The sequence below is a fragment of the Cnuibacter sp. UC19_7 genome, assembly GCF_042699995.1.
Classification (GTDB): Bacteria; Actinomycetota; Actinomycetes; order Actinomycetales; family Microbacteriaceae; genus Cnuibacter.
In genome coordinates, this window is sequence record NZ_CP170560.1 from 1,117,678 (window position 1) to 1,139,191 (window position 21,514).

Sequence of the window (21,514 nt, forward strand, 5' to 3'; positions counted from 1 at the left end):
CCCGCGGCCCCGGCCCCGCCCGGCCATGGTCACGTTCCGCCATGCTCCTGGCGTTTCGCCATGCGCATGCGTGTGGCGAAACGCCAGGGGTGTGGCGAAAGACTGGGCGAGAGGGCTCAGAGGAGAGAGACCGTGGGAGACGCCGCGGGGGCGGCGGCCACGCGGTAAAGGCCACCCGCCGAGCGGACGCCCGAGAGGACCACGCCGCCGAGCGACGGGTCCACGAGACCGGATGCGGTGGGGGCCAGCCCGGGCGCTTCCGGCATCCGGAGGCCGACCGACGCAGCCGCGACCGCGACGACCGCAGCCGCGCTCCACGCCTGGGGGCGGCACGCGGCCGGGTACGGCGCGGGCACCGGGGTGAGGAGGGCGGAGTCGCCGGAGTGCAGCTCCGGCATCCGGTACCCGAAGGCCTCCGAGGCGGCGAGCAGGCCGCGGCCCAGGGTCGCCGCCTCGGTGGGGAAGCCGGCCCGCGTCAGGCCGGCGATCGCGATCGCGGTGTCGTGGGTCCACACCGATCCGCCGTGGTAGCTGAGCGCCCAGTAGCCGCCCGCGTCGGTCGACATCGTGCGCAGGCCGAAGCCCGACGACAGGAGTGGCGAGACGAGCAGCCGCGCGATCTCCTCCTCCTCGCCGGGCGAGAGCAGCCCCGTGCCGAGCAGATGGCCGATGTTGCTCGTGAGCGTGTCGACGGGCCGCTTGTCGGCGTCGAGCGCGATCGCGGGATACCGCCCGACCGGGCTCTCCACCCAGAAGGATGCGCGGAACCGCTCGGCGAGCCCGCTCGCCCACGCGCGCCAGGCGTCGCCGCCGGCCTCTCCCAGATGGTCGAGCAGCGCGGCCGCGCCGACGGCGGCCTCGTAGGCGTACCCCTGCACCTCGCAGAGGGCGATCGGCCCGGTGGCGAGCGTCCCGTCCCGCCACTGCACGGAGTCGCCGGAGTCCTTCCAGCCCTGGTTCGCGAGGCCATGGCCGGTGAGGTCGACGTACTCGAGGAAGCCGTCACCGTCGCTGTCGCCGTGGTCGCGCATCCACTCCAGGGCGGCGAGGAGGTTCGGGAGGAGGGCGCGGACCTCCTCGTCGGGCATGCCCCACCGCCACGCGTCGTGGAGGAGCACGATCCACAGCGGGGTGGCGTCGATCGTTCCGAAGTAGAGCGGGGGCAGCGAGATGCCCTCCCCCGGGATCTCGAGGGTGGACGGCCTCAGCTCGTGCATGATCTTGCCCGGCTGCTCGGCGGTCTCCGGATCGGTCGTGGTGCCCTGCATCGATGCGAGCACCCGCAGCGTGGAGGCCGCCAGCTCGGTGCCGAACGGGAGCAGGAGGCGGGAGGCCCAGAGCGAGTCGCGGCCGAAGAGAGTGAAGAACCAGGGTGCTCCAGCCGCGAGGAACGTGTCGTCGGGCCGGGCGGTCGTCGTCATGCGGAGGGCGTCGAGGTCGTCGAGCGCGCGTTCCGTCCACCGGGTGAGTCGCGAATCGCCCGCCTCCACCGTCGCGTCGCGCCACTCGGCGCGGCCCCGCGCGGGGCCCACGACGGCGGCGGTGTCGCGCATCTCGATCCGCCAGCCGAGCTCGGCCGACCCTCGGGGCGGAAGCGCGAGCGTCCAGGCGAGATGGATGTCGCCCGTCGCGTCGTCCATGTCCATCGCGGGCGCCGACACCGGTCCGACCGCCGGGAGCGCGCTGAGCTCGGCCGTGACCGTGCCGCCGACGAGGCGCACACCGTCCCCACCCGTATCCGCATCCGAGAGTCCCGACTCCTCGACGAAGAAGGCGTCTCCCCCGCCCCCACGCCCCGACTTCACGACCGGCAGCTCCTGGAAGTCGGGCGTGAGCACGATCCGGAGCGTGACGGTGAGCGGCTCGGCCAGCGCCGTTGAGAGCACCAGGGCGTCCGAGACGACGCCCGGCTCCGCCGTCCGGACGATGTCGACCCGCACCCGCGGATCGGCACTCCCGTCGTCGACGCCGCGGGCGAGCCCGGAGAAGCTCACCTGCGTGGCGCTGCGCGCCCCGTGAGCGATCGGCTCGAGCGGCTCACCGTCGACCGTCAGCTCGAGGCCCCGCAGCACGCGGGTCTCGGAGTGGTAGACGCCGTGGATGGGGGCGTGCATCCGGCCGTCGGCAGCGGACCACACCTGCGTCGGAGCCGAGAGGGCGACGACGGAGTCGTGGAGCAGGGGCTGTCGGTCGGTGGTCATGGTCGGCTCCTCGAGGGGGTCGTGTCGGGCGTCGTGCTGGTCGTGGATCGGAGGCGGGACCGCCGTCACTCCTTCACGGCTCCCTCGCTGGCGTTCATGATCCGCCGCTGGAAGAGGAAGAACATCACCGCGACGGGCACGGTCATGATCAGCGCCGCGGCGAGCTTGAGCGGATACTGCGTACCCTGACTGAGCTGACCCGAGGCGAGCGACGCGACGCCCTTGGTCAGCGTCGTGAGGTCGGGCGACTGCGTCGAGATGATGAAGTGCGACAGCTCGTTCCACGATCCCTGGAACGACAGGATGATGATCGTGATGAGCGCCGGACGCGCCATCGGCAGCACGACCGACCAGAAGATGCGGAACGTCCCCGCCCCGTCGATCCGCGCCTGCTCCTCCACCGAGGCCGGGATCGACTCGAAGAAGTTCTTCATGATGAAGACGCCCGCCGCATCCACGAGCAGTGGGATGATCATGCCCGCGTACGAGTCGTACATGCCGAGCTGGTTGATCACGAGGAACTTCGGGATGAGCAGCACCACCAGCGGCACGGCCATCACCGCCACCAGCCCGGCGAACACGATCCCACGACCGCGGAAGTGCAGCCGAGCGAGCGCGTACCCGGCGAGCGAGTCGAGGAAGACGCGCCCGGTCGTGACGAAGACCGTCACGACGGCGGAGTTCGCGAACCAGGTCGGGAAGTCGCTGTTGAGGAACAGCCGCTCGTAGGCCGCGGTCGTCCAGATCTGCGGGATCAGCGACAGCGGGTCGCTCGCCGCCTCGGCATCCGTCTTGAACGACGTCGCGACGTTGATGAGGAACGGGAAGATGTAGACGATCGCGATGACGACGAGGATCGCGTACAGGATCGACGTCCCCGCCAGGGTGCCCGAGCGGATGCGGCGTGTGCCCGATCGGACGCGACCACGGCTGTTGATGGCGGTCACGGCCGGCCCTCCTTGTTCGCGGTCTGGGATCTCGCCACGCTGTAGGCGCGCATCCGGCGCTTCGAGACGCCCCGCTCACGCAGGACCACTCTCTGCAGGATCGTGAGCACGACGATGATGACGAAGAGCACGAACGCGATCGCCGCGCCGCGACCCCACTGCTGGCTCTCGAACGCCGACGTGTACGAGAGGTACGCCGGCGTGACCGTCGTCTTCCCGGGCCCACCCTGGGTGCCGGTGTAGATCTGGTCGAAGACCTGCCAGGTGCCGATGAGCCCCAGCGTCAAGACCGTGAAGAGCGTCGGACGCAGCTGCGGGAAGGTGACCCGCCAGAAGCGCTGCCATCCGTTCGCTCCGTCGATCATCGCCGCCTCCTGCACGTCGTGCGACAGGTTCTGCAGCGCCGCGATGAACAGCAGCATGAAGGTGCCCGAGGTGGTGAACACCGCCATCAGCACGAACGCGCTCATCGCGACCGACGGGCCCGCGAGCCAGTCCCACAGCGACACGTTCAGCACCGTGGGCTCGGTCAGCCAGCCCGGACCCTGCGTCACCCCGACCGCGGCCAGGAGGTTGTGCACGACCCCGGACGGATCCTGGAACCAGTTCGGACCGTTCACGCCGAACCAGCTCAACACCGCGTTCACCGCACCCGACGCGCTGAACAGGAACAGCCACAGCACCGTGATCGCCACCGAGCTCGTCACCGACGGGAAGTAGAACGCCGTCCGGAAGAATCCGCGCCCCTTGAGGATCTGCCGGTTGACCAGCACGGCGAGCAACAAGGCGATCGCCGTCTGCAGCGGCACGACGAGCAGCACGTACCACGCGTTGTTGCGCAACGAGATGCCGAAGTCGCGCTCCGCCAGCCCGCCGCCGGCGAGGAGATCGGAGTAGTTGTCGACGCCGACGAAGTTCACGGACGACGAGAACGGACTGCCGCGGCCCGACCAGTCGGAGAAGCTGACCCAGAGGGCCATCAGCACCGGGACCACGAGGAAGAGGCCGAGCACGATGAGCATGGGGGCGGTGAAGAGCCAGCCTGCCACGCCCTCACTCCGGCGGATCCCCTTCGGGGCGTGTGCTGTGCGAGTGCTCACGGGGTCCTCCTTTCCTTGTGTCTCCGGGGCTCGTTGTGTCTCCGGGGCTCGTTGTATCTCCGGGGCTCGTTGTATCTCCGGGGGGGCGGGTGGGGTTCGGGGGGCGGGTGGGGGCGGGGGGGGTTCGGGACTTCCCTCCGGCTCGCAGTCCCGGCGCCTTCGGCGCCCCGCCAGACCCGATGCCTGCGAGCCGGAGGGAAGTCCCCGACCCCCACCCTTCACATTCCGCACGGGCTGCGGTGCGGATGCGCGCGGGGGGGGCGGGGGCGCGGGGGGCGGGGGGCGGGGCGCGGGCTACTTCAGCAGGGGCTTGAGGTTGGACTGGGTCGACGTGAGGAGGGTGGCGGGGTCCGCGGTGGCGAGGGACTCGAGCTGGGAGTTGAAGTCCTTGATGACGTCGGCGGAGCCGGCGAGGGTGGGGACACCCTGCGCGAAGGAGACCGAGTCGAGGAAGGGGGTGGAGTCGGGGTTCTCGGTGCGCCACTGGTCCGCCGCGGACTGGACAGAGGGCATGACGCCGAACGCCTGGGCGAAGGCGAGCTGGTCCTCCGTGGACGTGAGCTTCTCGACCAGAGCCAATGCGGCCTCCTGGTTCTTGCTGTCGGCGGCGATTCCCCAGCAGTTCGTGAACTGCAGCGTGCCCTGCCCGCCGGGGCCGGCCGGGAGCTCGGCGACGGTGTACTTGACGTCCGGGAAGTCGTTCTTCAGGCCACCCGCGATCCAGTTGCCCTCGATCGTCATAGCGGCCTGGCCCTTGCCGAACGCCTCGCCGCCCCATCCGGCGCCGAGGTCGGACGAGAACTTCGCCACACCGGCGTTGAGGAGGCCCTTCACGTAGTCGAGCGCCTCGAGGTTCTCGGGGCTGTCGGCGGTGGCCTCGGTCTGGTCGGCGTTCAGCAGCGAGCCACCGGCCTGCGCCATGAACGCGCCGACGCGGGCGTACTCCGGCGAGAAGGCGAGGCCGACGTGCTCGGGTGTGGTGAGCTTCGTCGCCACGGCGGTGAGCTGATCCCAGGTGGTGGGGATGTCGGCGTCGGTGAGGCCCGCGGCCGCCCACATGTCGGTGTTGATGATGAGCCCCAGGGTGGAGAAGTCCTTGGGGGCGCAATAGAACTTCCCGTCGTACGTGAACGAGTCGACGAGGGTCGGGTAGAAGTCGTCCTTGTTGGAGAGCTGGTCGCCGTAGGCGTACAGCGAGCCGTTCGACGCGAAGCCGGCGAGCGCATCCGTCGAGACGTAGAACACGTCGGCGGGTTGGCCTGAGGCGAAGCCCTGGCTGAGCTGCTGGTTCAGGTCGGAGGCGGCCGTGACGGTGGCCTCCGTGCCCGACTCGCTCGACCAGTCGGCGACGGCGGACGTGACGGCCGCGGTCTCCGCGTCGCCCGACGAGCCGATGAGCACCGAGAGCGGGGCGCCGGCGTCCTGTGACGAGCCGGCGTCGCCGCTGAAGCCCGAGCCGCAGGCGGTGAGGGTGAGGGCGCCGACGGCGGCGAGGCCGGCCCCGACGATCCAGCGGGATGTGCGTCTTTGCATGGTGTGTCTCCTCTGTACGGCAGCGTCGCTGCGTGCCTCTGGTGCTGTTTGAACGTTCAAAGTCTTGCGCAACAGGTTTGGATCGTTCAAAATGATCTGGCGATAGCATAGACACATCCCCCGAACGGGGGCAAGGGTTGATGAGGGGGTGCGGTGCAGAGACCTCCCACCATCGTCGACGTCGCCTCCACGGCAGGGGTGTCGCGCCAGACGGTGTCGAACGTGCTCAACTCCCCCGACATCGTCAAGCCGGAGACCCGTACCCGGGTGGAGGCGGCGATCGCGTCGCTCGGCTACCACCCGCACGAGTCCGCGCGCCGGCTCAGGATGCGGAAGAGCTCCACCATCGGCATCCGTCTCGATCCGCAGACCGATGGGATCTCGGGGTCCGTGCTCGACCGCTTCCTCCACGCGCTCACCGAGCAGGCAGCGGTGCTGGGCCTGCGCATCCTGCTCTTCACCGCCCGCGACCACCACGACGAGGTGACGCAGATCGAACGGCTGCGCGACACGGGCGACGTCGACGCCTTCGTCCTCACGTCGACGACTCTGGGCGATCCGCGGACGACCCGCCTCGCCGAGCTGGGCGTCTCGTTCGTGACGTTCGGGCGCCCGTGGGGCGTCGACGACAGGGACGATCCCGCGCATCTGTGGGTCGACGTCGACGGCCGCGCCGGCCTCGACGAGGCCACGTCCGCGTACCTCTCCGCAGGGCTCCGGCGTGTCGGCTACATCGGGTGGCCCCGTGGCTCCGGGTCGGGCGACGAGCGGATGCGCGGCTGGCGTGACGCGATGCTCGGCGCGGCACCCGACGGCGCAGTGCTGGACGAGGCGGCGCTCGACGCCCTCTGCCTCGGCGTCGAGGACGGCGTGAGCCAGGGCGCGGACGCCCTCCGCCGCCTCCGCGCACGGGGCGACGTCGACGCGGTGGTGTGTGCCAGCGACTCCCTCGCCCTGGGGGCGCTCATCGCCTCGGGCGGCGCGATCCCCGTCACCGGCTTCGACGACACCCCGGTCGCGGCCGCGGTGGGCCTCTCGAGCGTCCGGCAGCCCCTCGACGAGGTCGCCGCGGGCGTCCTCGAGCTGCTGACGGGCGCCCACGCGGGCCGCACCACGGGCGGCCCCGCCGACGCTCCGCGTCACCGTCTGGTGCGCCCCCGCCTCGTCACGAGGTCCCCGGCTCAGCTCCCCCGCCCGTAGGCGGCGTCGTCGACGCCGGCCACACGGCCGAGCACCCCCAGAAGATGCGGCTCCCACATCCGTGGAAACGCTCTTTCTGGGGGTGCTCGAAGAGGTGCGACGCGACTAGCGCGAGACGCTAGCGCGCAGCGCTGCCGTCCGTGTAGTCGGCGTCCTGCTGCTTCCACGCGAAGAGGGCGCGGAGCTCCTTGCCGGTGGCCTCGATCGGGTGCTGCTGCTCCTTCTCGCGGAGGGAGAGGAACTCGGTGGCGCCGTTGTCCTGGTCGTCGATGAAGCGCTGCGCGAAGGCGCCCGACTGGATGTCGGAGAGCACGTCCTTCATGTGCGACTTGACCTCCGAGTCGATGACGCGGGGGCCCGAGACGTAGTCGCCGTACTCGGCCGTGTCGGAGATCGACCAGCGCTGCTTGGCGATGCCGCCCTCCCACATGAGGTCGACGATGAGCTTGAGCTCGTGCAGCACCTCGAAGTAGGCGATCTGCGGCTGGTAGCCCGCCTCGACGAGGGTCTCGAAGCCGGCCTGCACGAGGTGGCTCATGCCACCGCAGAGCACGGCCTGCTCGCCGAACAGGTCGGTCTCGGTCTCCTCGGTGAAGGTGGTCTTGATGCCGCCCGCGCGGAGTCCGCCGATGGCCTTGGCGTACGACCAGGCGAGGTCCCAGGCCTGGCCGGAGGCGTCGACCTCCACGGCGGCGATCACGGGCACGCCACGGCCGGCCTCGTACTCGCGGCGCACGGTGTGGCCCGGGCCCTTGGGAGCGACCATGACGACATCGATGCCCTCGGGCGCCTTGATGTAGCCGAAGCGGATGTTGAAGCCGTGCGCGAAGAGGAGGGTCTTGCCGGCGGCGAGGTTGGGCTCGATCGACTCGGCGTAGATGCCGCGCTGGTGCTGGTCGGGGGCGAGGATGACGATGACGTCGGCCCAGGCGGTGGCGTCGGCCACGTTCTGCACGACGAAGCCGGCCTCCTCGGCCTTGGCGGTCGACTTCGACCCGTCCTTCAGCGCGATGTGGACCTCGACACCGGAGTCGCGGAGGTTCTGGGCGTGGGCGTGGCCCTGCGAGCCGTAGCCGACCACGGCGACCTTCTTGCCCTGGATGAGCGACAGGTCGGCGTCGTTGTCGTAGAAGATCTCGGTCACTTGTTCTGTTCTCCTTGGTTGGATCCGGATGCTGAGGTCAGTTCTTGAAGACGCGCTCGGTGATGCTCTTGCCGCCGCGGCCGATGGCGAGGAGGCCCGACTGGGCGATCTCCTTGATGCCGTAGGGCTCGACGACCTTCAGGAAGGCGTTGATCTTGCCCGTGTCGCCGGTCACCTCGATGACCAGCGCGTCGGTCGACACGTCGACGACGCGGGCGCGGAACAGGTTCACCGCCTCGATCACCTGCGAGCGCGTGGTGTTGTCGACACGCACCTTCACCAGCAGGTGCTCACGATGCACCGACTGGGAGGGGTCGAGCTCGACGATCTTGATGACGTTGATCAGCTTGTTGAGCTGCTTGGTCACCTGCTCGAGCGGGGTGTCCTCGACGTCGACGACGACCGTGATGCGGGAGAGCCCGTCGATCTCGGAGCTGCCGACGGCGAGCGACTCGATGTTGAAGCCGCGACGGGCGAAGAGGCCCGCCACACGCGTGAGGAGGCCGGGCTTGTCCTCGACGAGGAGGCTCAGGACGTGGGTGCTCATGGTCTACTCCTCACCATCCCAGCTCGGCGCATGGTCTTTGGCGTACTGGATCTCGCTGTTCGAGACACCCTGCGGCACCATCGGCCACACCATCGCGTCGCGCGACACGACGAAGTCGATCACCACGGGGCGGTCGTTGGTCTCGAGGGCGAGCTGGATCGCGGCGTCGACCTCCTCCTTCTTCGTGACCCGGATGCCCAGGGCGCCGTAGGCGTCGGCCATCTTCACGAAGTCGGGGACCATCACGGTGTCGTGCCCGGTGTTGAGGTCGGTGAACGAGAACCGGCCGTCGTAGAACAGGTTCTGCCACTGGCGGACCATGCCGAGCGACGAGTTGTTGATGATCGCGACCTTGATCGGGATCCGGTTGATCGTGCAGGTGGCCAGCTCCTGATTGGTCATCTGGAAGCAGCCGTCGCCGTCGATCGCCCAGACCACGCGGTCGGGCTCACCCACCTTCGCGCCCATCGCCGCGGGCACCGCGTAGCCCATCGTGCCGGCGCCGCCGGAGTTCAGCCAGGCATGGGGGCGCTCGTACTTGATGAACTGCGCCGCCCACATCTGGTGCTGCCCGACGCCGGAGGCGTAGATGCCCTCGGGGCCCGTGAGCTCGCCGATGCGCTTGATGACGTACTGCGGGGCGAGGAGGCCGTCGGCCGGCTCGCTGTAGCCGAGCGGGAACTCGGCCTGCAGCCTGTGCAGCCGCTCCCACCACTCGGTGAGATCGAGGTCGGCGCCGCCGGACACGTCGCCCCACGCGGAGAGGAGGTCGGACAGCACCTCCTTCACGTCGCCCACGATCGGGACGTCGGCAGTGCGGATCTTGCCGATCTCGGCCGGGTCGATGTCGACGTGGACGACCTTGGCGTCGGGCGCGAAGTCGGCCGCGCGACCGGTCACGCGGTCGTCGAAGCGGGCGCCGAGGGAGATGAGGAGGTCGCTCTCCTGCAGGGCGAGCACGGCGGGCACGGTGCCGTGCATGCCGGGCATGCCCAGGTGCTGCGGATGCGAGTCGGGGAACGCGCCGCGGGCCATCAGCGTCGTGACGATCGGAGCCCCCGTCGCCTCGGCGAACGCCAGCAGCTCGGCCGACGCCTCGGCGCGGATCACGCCGCCGCCGACGTAGAGCACCGGGCGACGCGACTCGCTGAGCAGCTGGGCCGCGGCCTGGATCTGCTTGCCGTGCGCCTTGGTGATCGGCCGGTAGCCGGGCAGGTCGACCTTGGGCGGCCAGACGAACGGCGCCGTGTTCTGCTGGGCGTCCTTCGTGATGTCGACGAGCACCGGGCCGGGACGCCCGGTCGTGGCGATCTGGTACGCGGCGGCGATCGCGGCCGGCACCTCCTCGGCGCGCTTGACCAGGAAGGCGTGCTTCGTGATCGGCATGGTGATGCCGACGATGTCGGCCTCCTGGAACGCGTCGGTGCCCATCAGATGCGAGAAAACCTGGCCCGTGATGGCGAGCAGCGGCACCGAGTCGAGGTAGGCGTCGGCGATGGCGGTGACGAGGTTCGTCGCACCGGGGCCGGAGGTCGCGATCGCGACCCCGACCTCGCCGGTCGCGGCCGCGTAGCCCTCGGCGGCGTGGCCGGCGCCCTGCTCGTGCCTGACCAGGATGTGACGGATCGCATCCTGCTGCATGAGCTCGTCGTAGAAGGGGATGATCGCGCCGCCGGGGAGGCCGAAGACGTCCTTGACGCCGAGCAGCTCGAGGGTGCGGAGGACCGCGCCCGATCCGGTGAGGAGCTCAGGACCGGACGGCGCCGCGGGGGCGGGCGCCGGGATGGTCGCTCTCGGGGGCACGGGTGTGGGATCCGTGGACATGACTGTCTTTCTCCGTTGTGAAGCAGGTGGATGCGCGCAAGCTACCCGGTGATCGCGCCTTCGGCTGCCGAATGCACGAGCTTCGAGTACTTCGCGAGAACGCCGCGGGTGTAGCGGGGAGGAAGAGGAGCCCAGCCTTCTCGGCGGGCTTCCAGCTCTGCGTCGTCGACAAGTAGGTCGATCGAGCGAGCTGCGATATCGACCCGAATCAGATCACCATCGCGTACGAAGGCGATCGGACCAGCGTCGACCGCTTCGGGAGCTATGTGGCCGATGCACAGGCCGGTTGTGCCGCCTGAGAATCGTCCGTCCGTCAAGAGTAGTACATCCTTGCCCAGGCCTGCACCCTTGATGGCGGCGGTGATGGCGAGCATCTCGCGCATGCCGGGCCCGCCCTTGGGGCCCTCGTAGCGGATGACGACGACGTCGCCGGCGTTGATGCGGCCCTCGGTGAGGGCATCCATCGCCGCGCGCTCGCGCTCGAACACGCGCGCGGGGCCCTCGAAGACGTCGGCGTCGAAGCCGGCCGACTTCACGACAGCACCCTCGGGGGCGAGCGAGCCGGTGAGGATGGTCAGCCCACCGCTCTTGTGGATCGGCTTGTCGAGGGGCTTCAGCACCTCGCCGTCGAGCGGAGCGATGTCCATCTCAGCGAGGTTCTCCTCGACCGTCTTGCCGGTCACGGTGAGCGCGTCGCCGTGGATGAGGCCCTCCTCGAGGAGCGCCTTCATCACCGCGGGCACGCCGCCGTGGCGGTCGACGTCGTTCATGACGTACTTGCCGAAGGGCTTGAGGTCGCCGATGTGCGGCACCTTGTCGCCGATGCGGTTGAAGTCGGCGAGCGTGAGGTCGACCTCGGCCTCGTTCGCGATCGCGAGCAGGTGGAGCACCAGGTTGGTGGAGCCGCCGAAGGCCATGCCGATGGCGATCGCGTTCTCGAGCGACTTCTTGGTGATGATGTCGCGGGTGGTGATCCCGAGGCGAAGCAGGTTGACGACGGCCTCGCCCGACCGGTGGGCGAAGTAGTCGCGACGGCGGTCGGCCGAGGCCGGGCTCGCCGAGCCCGGGAGGCTCATGCCCATCGCCTCGGCGGCGCTCGCCATGGTGTTGGCGGTGTACATGCCGCCGCAGGAGCCCTCACCGGGGGCGAATGCGCACTCGATGCGCTTCGCGTCGGCTTCGCTCATCTTGCCCGCCTTGACCGCGCCGACGGCCTCGAACGAGTCGATGATGGTGATGTCCTTCTCGGTGCCGTCGGAGAGCTTGACCCAGCCGGGGGCGATCGATCCGGAGTAGAGGAAGACGCTGGAGAGGTCGAGGCGTGCCGCGGCCATGAGCATGCCGGGGAGCGACTTGTCGCAGCCGGCCAGCAGCACGGAGCCGTCGAGGCGCTCGGCCATCATGACGGTCTCGACCGAGTCGGCGATGACCTCGCGGGAGACCAGCGAGAAGTGCATGCCCTCGTGGCCCATCGAGATGCCGTCGGAGACGGAGATCGTGCCGAACTGGAGCGGGTACCCGCCGCCGGCGAAGACGCCCTCCTTCGAGGCCTGCGCGAGGCGCGCGAGCGAGAGGTTGCAGGGCGTGATCTCGTTCCACGAGCTCGCGATGCCGATCTGGGGCTTGTCCCAGTCCTCGTCGCCCATGCCGACCGCGCGGAGCATCCCGCGGGAGGTGGTGGCTTCGATCCCATCGGTGACCACGCGCGAGCGCGGCTTCATATCGATTTCCGGCATGGTACGAGTTTAGGGCCGCGTCCGACATCGGCTGCACGCCATGAGCACCGCCGCTCCCCCGCCCGCAGGCTACCTCGCGGTGCGGCGGGCGGCCAGGCGCGCGAGGAGGCCCGCGACGCCGGCCGGATCGTCGAGCCGGTGCGAGGCGGCGGTGTCGCCGGGCCCCACTTTGAGGCCCACGTCGCCCTCGCCGAGCGCGGCGAAGCCGTCCTCGTCGGTCACGTCGTCGCCCGCGAAGAGCACGGCTGTGGCCCCCGTCCGCTCGCGGAGCATCCGCAGCGAGTCGCCCTTGCTCGTCGACTTCACGGAGAACTCGATCACTCCCTTGCCCTCGCGCTCGGTGAGTCCGTCGAGATCCTCGGCGGCGGCCCGGGCCGCTCGGCGGGCCGCGTCGGCGACGTCGGCCGCCGCACGCCGGGTGTGGACGGCGAAGCCGGCGGGCTTCTCCTCCACCCAGACCCCGGCGTGACCGGCGACGGCCGACTCGAGCACCCCGTGGAGCGCGTCGCGTCGTGCGCGCTCGTCGCCGTCGAGCTCGACGTGCACACCGTCGTCGTCCTTCACCTCGACACCGTGCGAGCCGACGAGGCGCACGTGCTCGGGCGAGCCCGTGACGTGCTCCAGGCTCGCCATCGACCGTCCCGAGACGAGGACGACCGTGGTGTCCGGCGCGGCGACGAGCGCCCGCAGGGCCTCGTCGGCCTCGGGGAGGGCGCGCGCCTCCTCGGGCCTCTCGACGATGGGTGAGAGCGTGCCGTCGAAGTCGAGCGCGACGAGCAGGTGCTCCGTCGTAGCGAGACGCTCGATGGCCTGGTCGAGGTCGTCGGATGCGGTGCTCACGAGCCCGCCTCCTCCGACGGATCCGTCACATCGGCCGGATCCGTCACATCGGCCGGATCCGTCGCATCGGTCGCCGCGTTGGCGGCAGGGAGCGCGAGGCTCGTGCTCGGCGCCGCCAGGGCGGCGAGGAACTCGGACGACCACCGGTCGACGTCGTTCTCGATCACGCGCTTGCGCATGGCGCGCATCCGCCGCGAGCGCTCGACCCTCGGCATGTGCATCGCGGCGAGCATGGCCTCCTTGAGGCCCTCGATGTCGTGCGGGTTCACCCGGAGCGAGGTCTTGAGCTCGTCGGCGGCGCCGGCGAACTCGCTCAGCACGAGCACGCCGTCGTTGTCGAACCGGCAGGCGACGTACTCCTTGGCGACGAGGTTCATGCCGTCGCGGAGCGCCGTGACGAGCATGACGTCGGCGGCGAGGTAGAGCGCCACCATCTCCTCGCGCGGGTAACCGTGGTGCAGGTAGCTGATCGCGGTGTGACTGAGGGTGGAGTAGTCGCCGTTGATGCGGCCGACCTGCAGCTCGATCTCGTCGCGCAGCCGCTGATAGGTGCGGACCCGCTCGCGGCTCGGCGAGGCGACCTGCACCAGGGTGACGTCCTCGACGTCGACGGCCCCGTCGGCCAGCAGCTCGCCGAAGGCCTTCAGACGGTGGCCGATGCCCTTCGTGTAGTCGAGCCGGTCGACGCCGAGCATGACGACGTCGGGGTTGCCGAGCCCCTCGCGGATCTCCTTCGCGCGGGCCTGGATGTCGGGACGACGGGCGAGCTCCTCGTACGACTCCGCGTCGATCGAGATGGGGAACGCGCGGGCCACGACGGTGCGCACGGGCTTGTTGGGCCGCACCGCCGAGATGCGGTGCTTCGCGCTGGCCAGCTCGCTCTCGTTCAGAGGCACGTCGATCACGGCGCCCTTGGCCTGGTATCCCAGAAGCCGACGGACGGCGCGCGAGAAGTTGCCCGCATCCGCGGTGCGCTGGAAGCCGATGACGTCGGCGCCCAGCAGCCCCTCGACGATCTGCGTGCGCCACGGCAGCTGCGAGAAGATGCCGTACGCCGGGAACGGGATGTGGTTGAAGAAGCCGATCGTGAGGTCGGGCCGCTCCTGGCGCAGCATGCGCGGCACCAGCTGGAGCTGGTAGTCCTGCACCCAGACGGTGGCGCCGTCGGCGGCGATCTCGGCCGCACGCTCGGCGAACCGCCGGTTGACCGCGACGTACCTCTCCCACCACTCGCGGTGGTACGCGGGCGGCGCGATGACGTCGTGGTAGAGCGGCCAGAGCGTGTCGTTGCTGAAGCCCTCGTAGTAGAGCTCGACGTCGTCGGCGCTCAGCGCCACCGGGATGATGTGGATGCCGTCGTGCTCGAACGGCTCGAGGTGGTCGTCGACCGACCCCGTCCATCCCACCCAGGCGCCGTCGGCGGCGCGCATGACCGGTTCGAGGGCGGTGACGAGCCCCCCGGGCGAGGTGCGGAACGACGGTTCGCCGTCCGGGGTGGTGATCCGATCGACCGGGAGGCGGTTGGCCACGACCACGAAGTCGTAGTCGCCGGTCCGACGGTCGGTGGAGGGGCGGGCTGAGGCGTCGTCGTCAGGCAAGAGGGTCCGTTCCGCGCTGGGCGCATTCGGGCGCCACCCTACCAGGGGGCCTTCGCGGTAGCGTGGGAGCGAGATTCGAGAGAGATGGTGGACCCCGTGCGCAAGTTCCTCTTCAACGGCAGCTTCCTGGCCGCGGTGTTCGGCGCCTGGTCGGTCGTGCAGACGACCCGTAAGGGTCCGCGCGACTGGCGCGTCGTCCTCATGTGGGTCAGCTGGGGCATCAGCCTCGCGCTGGCCATCGGCAGCGTGCTGCAGGACGACGAAGAGGCCCGCGCCCTCGGCGAGAAGTGACCCGCCGCTGAGGCCGGTCCCCGCGTCAGCGGGGGCCGGCCTCAGCGGGGGCGGCCGCCTCGTCCTGCGGCGTCCGAGTCGCCGCCGCTCGCATCCGCGTCGCGATCGTCGTCGCTCCCGCTCCCGCTCAGCTCCGAGGGGTCGATCCGCGCGGTCTGGATCGGGCCGGTGAAGAGGCTGGCGCGTCCCTCGGCGCCGTCGTCGCCGTGGAACAGCCCGACCGCATCCGTGTCGGTGCGGCGATGCGCCGCCTCCACATCCGCCTCGGGCTCGAGCACGTTGACGCGCGTGCGCGGCAGCGACTGCGGGCTCCTCCGGTGCAGCCACGCCACCATCTCCTCGCGGATGTGACAGCGCAGGTCGAACAGGGTCGGCGCGTCGACCGCCGTGACCAGGATGCGGACGCGGACGAAGCCGCCCGTCGCATCCGTCACCTGCAGCACCGAGACCCGGCCGTCCCAGAGGTCGGTGCGACGCAGGATGCGCTCGAGCTCCTCGCGCATGAGCGCCGGTGTGACGCGCCAGTCGAGGTCGAACTCGACCGAGCCGAGGAGCTCGGAGTTGCGCCGCGTCCAGTTCTCGAACGGCTTCGTCGTGAAGTAGGTGCTCGGCAGCACCAGGCGGCGGTCGTCCCAGATGTGGACGACCACGTAGGTGAGCGTGATCTCCTCGATCCGTCCCCACTCCTTCTCGACGATGACCACGTCGTCGACGCGCAGGGCGTCGCTGAACGCGATCTGCATCCCCGCGAAGACGTTGGCCAGGGTCGACTGCGCGGCGAGGCCCGCGACGATCGAGACGAGCCCCGCCGACGCGAGCACGCTCGCTCCGGCCGCCCTCGCACCGGGGAACGTGAGCAGGATCGCGCCCAGCGCGATCACCACGATCGCGGCGATGCCGAGGCGCCGCACGATGAGCACCTGCGTGCGCGCCCGGCGGGCGAGGCGGTTGTCGCGACGGTCGATCCGGTAGCGCTCGAGGGCGATGTCCTCGAAGAACATCAGCAGCGTGCACGCGAACCACGCGCCCACCGCGATCGCGACGATGAGGAACGCCTGGTTCACCCCGTCGAGCATGTCGGTGGCGGGCAGCGTGACGGCGACCGCGGTCCAGAGCAGCAGCACGAGCAGGAAGATGCGGAAGGGCACACGCGAGCGCCGGATCAGGGCCTTCGGCCACTCCGCCCGCCTCGAGGTGAGGCGCAGGGCGAGCGCCACGAGGGCGGTGGCGACGAGGGCGAGGATGAGGGCGGCGGCGCAGGCGATGGCGAACGCGAGCCAGGTACGGTCTCCGGGCATGTCTTCCTTCGCGGATCGGGGAGAGCCGCGTTCCGTCGGGCGGAGCGCGACGACGGGCTGCAGGAGCAGACGAAATACCACCCTAACCAGCCGAGAGCCGACCGGCACGCGGCGTGTCCCGAACGGAGAGGGGATGTCCAGCCCCGACAATGGTCACGAGGGTGGCGACGGCGGAAGGACTGCTCATGATCGGCTGGAGAAGACGAGCACGGGCAGCGCGCGAGGCGGCGGTCAGCCGCGAGCGCCTCTATGAGCTGGTCAGCCAGACGCTGATGGAGAACTTCGGACCGCTGGGCTCGTTCGCGATCACGCGACGCAGCGGCGCCGACACCGACGACATCTTCCACACGGTGCTCGCGGCGTCGGTCGCGCGCGACATCGTCGTCAACCTCGCCGAGCACAACATCGTGATGCAGCTCGACCCGACCGGCAAGGGCGCCGCGGCGCCCGCGCTCGCGCCGGTCGAGCGCGTCCCGCTCCCCCGCCCGGTCGCGCATCTCACGCCGGTCGACCTGCCCGCGACTCCCGCGACGGCGCCCGCCGCGTCGGCCGGTGCCGACCCGAGCGACGACGACGCGCTGCGCGCGCTCGTCGCCCACCACGCCGAGGTCACCGAGGCGGCCGAACGGCACCGCGGCGAGACCGCCGGCGCCACCTCCGCCTCCGCCTGACGCTCCACGGCGGCTCTCCGCCGTCGGGCGTCACGGGATACGTCGAAGCCCCCGCCTCTGAGCAGGGGCTTCGTCGTTTCCCGTGCTGAGGAACGGGCACATCGGGGCCGCCACCTTCGCCTCGACACCGATTCCGCTCGAGCCCGCCCTCTGGGAGAGGGACTTCGACGGATTCGGTGTCGAGGTGACGGCGGCCGGGCCGGGTCAGCCGATCGGGGCCCAGGAAGCGGGGCCTGCGCTGCCCGCCGGGTACTCGTCGAGGGGCACCTCGTCGGCCTTCCACGCCGCGATGACGGGCTCCAGGATGCGCCAGCCCTCCACCGCGGAGTCGCCGCGCACGCTGAGCGACGGGTCGCCGTCGAGGATGCCGGCCAGAACCTCTCGATAGGCGAGCAGCTGGCCGTCGCCGAAGGTGGCGTCGAGGGACGCGCGCTCGAGCTCGTAGGGGTCGCCGGGGCCGTTGATGTCGATCTCGAGGGCCATCATGTCGGGCGCGAGCATGATGCGCAGCACGGTCGGCGCGTTGTCGCCCTTGAGGCCGACCGGAAGGCGCTGGGCCGGCTTGAACGTGATGACGATCTCGCGGCGGCGCTTCCCCAACGCCTTGCCCGACCGCAGTGTGATGGGGACGCCCGCCCAGCGCCAGGTCTGCACCTCGACCGTGACCTCGGCGAGCGTCTCGGTCTCGCGCGAGGGGTCGACACCCTGCTCGTCCGCATAGCTCGGCAGGTCGCGGCCGTCGATGCTCCCCGCCGTGTAGCGGGCGCGCCGACTCGACGCCACCGGGTCGTCTCCGTAGATACGGGTGGCGCGGAGAACGAGCTCCTTCGCGTCGCGCAGGTCGTCCGATCCGAGGGTCGACGGCGGCTCCATCGCCAGCACCGCCATCACCTGCAGCAGGTGGCTCTGGATCATGTCGACCATCGCGCCCGCCTTGTCGTAGTACCCGGCGCGGCCCTCGAGGCCCAGCTGCTCGTCGTAGACGACGTCGACGCTGGCGATGTGGTCGGAGTTCCACACGGGTTCGAAGATCCGGTTCGCGAAGCGCAGTCCCAGGATGTTGAAGACGGTCGAGCGTCCCAGGAAGTGGTCGACGCGGTGGACGTGGTTCTCGGGGACGATCTTCGCCAACTCGCCGTTGAGGTTCTCGGCGCTCTGCACGTCGAGACCGAAGGGCTTCTCGAGAGCGAGGACGAGCCCGTCGGGGCGGTCGATCGACTGGAGCGTGGTCACGCACGCCGCCGCCACGGCGGGCGGCAGCGCGAAGTAGATGGCGGGCACGCCGTCGGACTGGCCGAGCAGCGACGAGAGCTCCTTCGCATCCGTCACATCGGCCTTGACGTAGCTGGTGTGCGCGATGATGTCGTCGACCGCCGCGCCCTTCGCGTCGACCGTGGCGAACGACTTCGTCACGAGGGCGCGCCAGTCGTCGTCGGTCCAGTCGTTTCCGCCCGCTCCGACGAGCTTCAGCCGGCGCTCGGGCTGCGCCGTGAGGAGCTGGGCGAGGCCCGGGAGGAGCAGGCGAGCGGTGAGGTCTCCGCTGGCCCCGAAGATGAACAGCGTTCCGACATGTTGGCTCATGGTGCACACAGTACAGCCCGCGTGCATCCGTGCCTCGGAGGTGGCTCGACGTGGGGAAAGGGGTGGCGAAGAGAGGCCTGTGTGGGGTCGTGAGACGCGTGGGTGGCCCGTCATCTCCGACGGATGCGGAAGAGAACAGGGGCGGCCACCCGAAGGCCGCCCCTGTTCGAGACCCGCTGCCGAGTCAGCGCACCGGAACTGACGAGTGGACCGGTGAGATGTCGCTGAACCCTGCCGCGGATCGGTCGGCGCCCGAGGGCGCCGCTGTCACCACCACGATTGTGCGCGACCGAACGCGCCCAGCGTTATGAGTACTTCCTACTCCCCCGCTCGCCCGCCACACGCTCGGCGAAGTGCGGGTTCTCGGCGCCCAGCGCGCCGAGCTCCGCGGCCAGCTCACGCCGGCTCGCGATGCCGAGCTTGCGATAGATCCGCGCCAGGTGGTTGTCGACGGTGCGCACGGAGATCCCGTACTCGGCGGCCAGCTCGGCGCTCGTCCGCAGCGAGGCGGCGCCCGAGGCGAGCTGCCATTCGCGGTCGGTGAGCGGTGTCATGCGCGGCTGGGTGTCGGTGCGCCGGGGAGTGATCGCCACGCCGGTGCGCACGGTCCAGGCATCCGCCAGTCTCGTCGCCTCGCCCTGCTGCGCGCGATCCTTCGTGGTCTCGGCGCACCAGCGCGCCGCGTCGATCGCGGGGCCGAGCAGGCCCGCCTCGGCGAGGTCGCGGGCCGCCGGCAGCACGTCGCCTCGGGCGAGCACCACCCGCACGTGCGCCAGCTGCGCCGAGAACGCATGCTGCGCGCGGGCGAGGTGCGGCAGCATCACGGTGGCGCCGACCACGGGGTCGATGCGCACGCCCTCGTACGCGCACAGCGCGCCGAGGTAGAGCTGCCCCCGCTCGATCGCGTCGCCGGCGACCGACGCCAGCGCGCGCACCGCGAACCCCGGCCGGCCCGAGGCCGCCGTGACCCACGCCCGCGCGAGCTGGGCATACAGGGCGGTCTTCGGATCGGTGATGGAGTCGGCCGGGTGCCGGTCGAGCCACCGCCGCGCCACCGCGAAGCGGGCGGTGCGCGCCGCGAGCGCCGCGTGCACCGCCTCGGCTGTCGGCAGCAGACCGGCGATGTCGCGCCAGAGCAGGTCGCGCCGGGCGTCGACGATGAGCTTCCAGCCCCGCACCGGGCATCCGGCGTGCAGCTCGATGATGGCGAGGACGAACTCCCACATCCCGCGAGCACTGGGGTTCGCCGACTCGGCGGCGGTGAGCTCGTCGCGCGCCTGTGCCCTCGCTCCGCCCACATCGCCGCCGAAGGCGCGGGCCAGCACGTCGCTGAGCCTGAGCAGGTCGCGGGCATTGGGGAGCACGTCGGCGAAGCGTTCAGCCTCGCGGAGTCCGCGCACCGTGGCGGTGCGGGCGGCCTCCAGGCTGCCCCCGGTGGTCTGGATCATCGCGGTCATGATGAGGAGGTTGAGATCGCCCGGCGATTCGACGGACTGCAGCACGGGCAGCTCGTCGACGCTCTCGGGCAGCCCCTCACCCGCCATCATGCGCCACTTGACGAGGTCGGAGTCGACGAACGCGCGCCACCTCGGCTCGTGGATCCGGTCGAGGATCTCCTCGACCCGTCGTACCGCCGTGGCGGGCTGCAGCAGACGGAACGCGAGGTGGTTCCCCTCCGCCTGCGCGAGCCGCGCGAAGAACTCCTGCGAAGGCGGCTCCGCCGCCTCGGACGCGGTGGTCCATGCGTCGGCGAACCACTCGGTGGCCTCGGCGATGCGGCCGATCTGCGACGCCGCCTGCGCGCGGATCGCCTGCCCCGACGCTCGAAGGGCGGCATCCCCGTCGTTCTGCAGCACCGCATGCTCGCCCAGCGTCAGCGCCGTGCCGTAGTGCTGGGCGCGCAGCTCGCCCCGCGCGAGCAGGTCGAGCTCGCGGGCGTCGACCGGGATGCCCGCCCGCAGCCTCAGGAGCGCGTGGCGAACCCTGTGCGCGGGCGAACCGCTCAGCATGTCGGCCCCTGCCGCGCAGTAGTCGTATCGCCGCAGCGGCGACACGTCCATCAGCACGACCGGCTCGAGCATCGGATGCGCGAGGGCCACCCAGCGCCGCCCCTCCTCCTCGTACGAGCGCACGAGACCTCGCTGCTCGGCCTCGGCTGCCCACCGGGTGGACGCCCCGGGCTCGCCCCGGAGCTCGAGCGGAAGCGATCCGCACACCGCCAGGAGGGAGAGCAGGTCGATCACCGGCTCCGGTGCGGCGAACGGGTCGACCGGCAGGGCGTCGACGATCGCGCGGGAGGGGGCGAGCCGTTCGGAGATCGACCCGTGCGCATCCGGAGGGAGGGGTGAGTCGCGCACCGCCTCGGCGAGGGCGACGAGGATGCGGGTGCTGCCGTCGGCGAGGCGCACGATCTCGTCGACCGTGTGCGGATGCGGCGCGACGCCGAGCAGCGAGGTAGCGACCTGGCGCTGGTCGGTGTCGTCGAGCGGTGCGAGGCGCACGCGGAGACCCTCCTCCTGGCGCGCGCCGGCCGTGTCGTCGACCGTCGAGGAGACGACCGACACGTCGCCCGAGCGAATGAGCTGCGCCACGACCCCCGCGGACGCCTCGTCGAGGAGGTGGGCATCGTCGACGAAGACGACCGCCCCGCAGCTCAGAGCCTTGTGGACCGCGACGAGCGCGCCCTCCGACGCGGGGTCGATGTCGAGGTCGGCGAACAGGGGCGCGAGGGCGCCGAGCGGCAGCGCCGAGAGCGCGCCGTCGCCGGCGACCCAGTAGGTCGGCGTGGCCGACCCCATCCGCTCGCGGATCGACTGGAGGAGCGCGGTGCGCCCCACCCCGCGGGGCGCCGCGATGCTGACGGCGACAGCGGGATCGGCGGCGATCGCGTGCACGACCTGCTCGATCTGACGCGAGCGCCCGACGAGGGAGGCCGCCGCTTCGCTGCGACGGGTGGTGGAAGAGGTCTCGGGCATGTGGATGCTCATCGCTTTCTCGTCATCC

At 70.8% G+C, this 21,514-nt stretch carries 16 protein-coding genes; 3 read left to right on the forward strand and 13 right to left on the reverse strand.

The annotated features are described in order from the left end of the window. Positions 1 to 116: 116 nt before the first annotated feature. The 4 genes from ACFJGV_RS05255 to ACFJGV_RS05270 form a co-directional block, all read right to left on the reverse strand. Positions 117 to 2,201 (reverse strand): glycogen debranching N-terminal domain-containing protein, encoded by a 2,085-nt coding sequence (locus tag ACFJGV_RS05255; RefSeq protein ID WP_378147370.1) that lies wholly within the window; start codon positions 2,199 to 2,201, stop codon positions 117 to 119. A 65-nt stretch (positions 2,202 to 2,266) separates the two neighbouring features. Continuing rightward, positions 2,267 to 3,100 (reverse strand): carbohydrate ABC transporter permease, encoded by an 834-nt coding sequence (locus ACFJGV_RS05260; RefSeq protein WP_378148639.1) that lies wholly within the window; start codon positions 3,098 to 3,100, stop codon positions 2,267 to 2,269. 44 nt (positions 3,101 to 3,144) lie between these two features. Then, positions 3,145 to 4,248, reverse strand: a complete 1,104-nt coding sequence (locus ACFJGV_RS05265; protein WP_378147372.1) for a carbohydrate ABC transporter permease — start codon at positions 4,246 to 4,248, stop codon at positions 3,145 to 3,147. Positions 4,249 to 4,542: 294 nt separating this feature from the next. Then, a complete protein-coding gene (locus ACFJGV_RS05270; RefSeq protein WP_378147374.1) occupies positions 4,543 to 5,781 on the reverse strand; it encodes an extracellular solute-binding protein in 1,239 nt (412 codons plus the stop codon). A 153-nt stretch (positions 5,782 to 5,934) separates the two neighbouring features. Between ACFJGV_RS05270 and ACFJGV_RS05275 the strand changes: the two genes are divergently transcribed. Continuing rightward, the gene (locus ACFJGV_RS05275) at positions 5,935 to 6,981 is read left to right on the forward strand and encodes a LacI family DNA-binding transcriptional regulator (protein WP_378147375.1); all 1,047 of its coding nucleotides are present in this window, start codon (positions 5,935 to 5,937) and stop codon (positions 6,979 to 6,981) included. Positions 6,982 to 7,099: 118 nt separating this feature from the next. Here the strand turns inward: ACFJGV_RS05275 and ilvC are convergent, their stop codons facing one another. The 6 genes from ilvC to ACFJGV_RS05305 form a co-directional block, all read right to left on the reverse strand. Beyond that, a complete protein-coding gene (gene ilvC, locus ACFJGV_RS05280; RefSeq protein ID WP_378147377.1) occupies positions 7,100 to 8,125 on the reverse strand; it encodes a ketol-acid reductoisomerase in 1,026 nt (341 codons plus the stop codon). A gap of 37 nt (positions 8,126 to 8,162) precedes the next feature. Further along, entirely contained in the window at positions 8,163 to 8,672 is a 510-nt protein-coding gene (gene ilvN, locus ACFJGV_RS05285) for an acetolactate synthase small subunit (protein WP_085020087.1), read from the reverse strand. A 3-nt stretch (positions 8,673 to 8,675) separates the two neighbouring features. Next, the gene (locus ACFJGV_RS05290; protein ID WP_378147378.1) at positions 8,676 to 10,496 is read right to left on the reverse strand and encodes an acetolactate synthase large subunit; all 1,821 of its coding nucleotides are present in this window, start codon (positions 10,494 to 10,496) and stop codon (positions 8,676 to 8,678) included. 41 nt (positions 10,497 to 10,537) lie between these two features. After that, entirely contained in the window at positions 10,538 to 12,232 is a 1,695-nt protein-coding gene (ilvD, locus tag ACFJGV_RS05295) for a dihydroxy-acid dehydratase (RefSeq protein ID WP_378147380.1), read from the reverse strand. 69 nt (positions 12,233 to 12,301) lie between these two features. Next, entirely contained in the window at positions 12,302 to 13,072 is a 771-nt protein-coding gene (otsB, locus tag ACFJGV_RS05300) for a trehalose-phosphatase (protein ID WP_378147382.1), read from the reverse strand. Further along, positions 13,069 to 14,670, reverse strand: a complete 1,602-nt coding sequence (locus ACFJGV_RS05305; protein WP_378147384.1) for a trehalose-6-phosphate synthase — start codon at positions 14,668 to 14,670, stop codon at positions 13,069 to 13,071. The genes otsB and ACFJGV_RS05305 overlap by 4 nt, the downstream gene beginning before the upstream one ends. A 96-nt stretch (positions 14,671 to 14,766) precedes the next feature. Here ACFJGV_RS05305 and ACFJGV_RS05310 point away from each other — a divergent pair, with 96 nt between their 5' ends. Beyond that, the gene (locus ACFJGV_RS05310; protein WP_378147385.1) at positions 14,767 to 14,961 is read left to right on the forward strand and encodes a hypothetical protein; all 195 of its coding nucleotides are present in this window, start codon (positions 14,767 to 14,769) and stop codon (positions 14,959 to 14,961) included. Between the two features lie 41 nt (positions 14,962 to 15,002). On the opposite strand, the gene ACFJGV_RS05315 is transcribed toward ACFJGV_RS05310, so the two are convergent. Next, entirely contained in the window at positions 15,003 to 16,259 is a 1,257-nt protein-coding gene (locus tag ACFJGV_RS05315) for a mechanosensitive ion channel family protein (protein ID WP_378147387.1), read from the reverse strand. Positions 16,260 to 16,420: 161 nt separating this feature from the next. On the opposite strand from ACFJGV_RS05315, the gene ACFJGV_RS05320 reads away from it, so the two are divergent. Then, positions 16,421 to 16,930 (forward strand): hypothetical protein, encoded by a 510-nt coding sequence (locus ACFJGV_RS05320; RefSeq protein WP_378147390.1) that lies wholly within the window; start codon positions 16,421 to 16,423, stop codon positions 16,928 to 16,930. A 204-nt stretch (positions 16,931 to 17,134) separates the two neighbouring features. On the opposite strand, the gene ACFJGV_RS05325 is transcribed toward ACFJGV_RS05320, so the two are convergent. Both ACFJGV_RS05325 and ACFJGV_RS05330 read right to left on the reverse strand, forming a co-directional pair. Beyond that, on the reverse strand, positions 17,135 to 18,511 hold the full coding sequence (locus ACFJGV_RS05325) for a glucose-6-phosphate dehydrogenase (RefSeq protein ID WP_378147391.1): 1,377 nt from the start codon (positions 18,509 to 18,511) through the stop codon (positions 17,135 to 17,137). 305 nt (positions 18,512 to 18,816) lie between these two features. After that, complete coding sequence (locus tag ACFJGV_RS05330; protein ID WP_378147392.1) at positions 18,817 to 21,498, reverse strand: LuxR C-terminal-related transcriptional regulator; 2,682 nt, start codon at positions 21,496 to 21,498, stop codon at positions 18,817 to 18,819. Positions 21,499 to 21,514 lie beyond the last annotated feature (16 nt).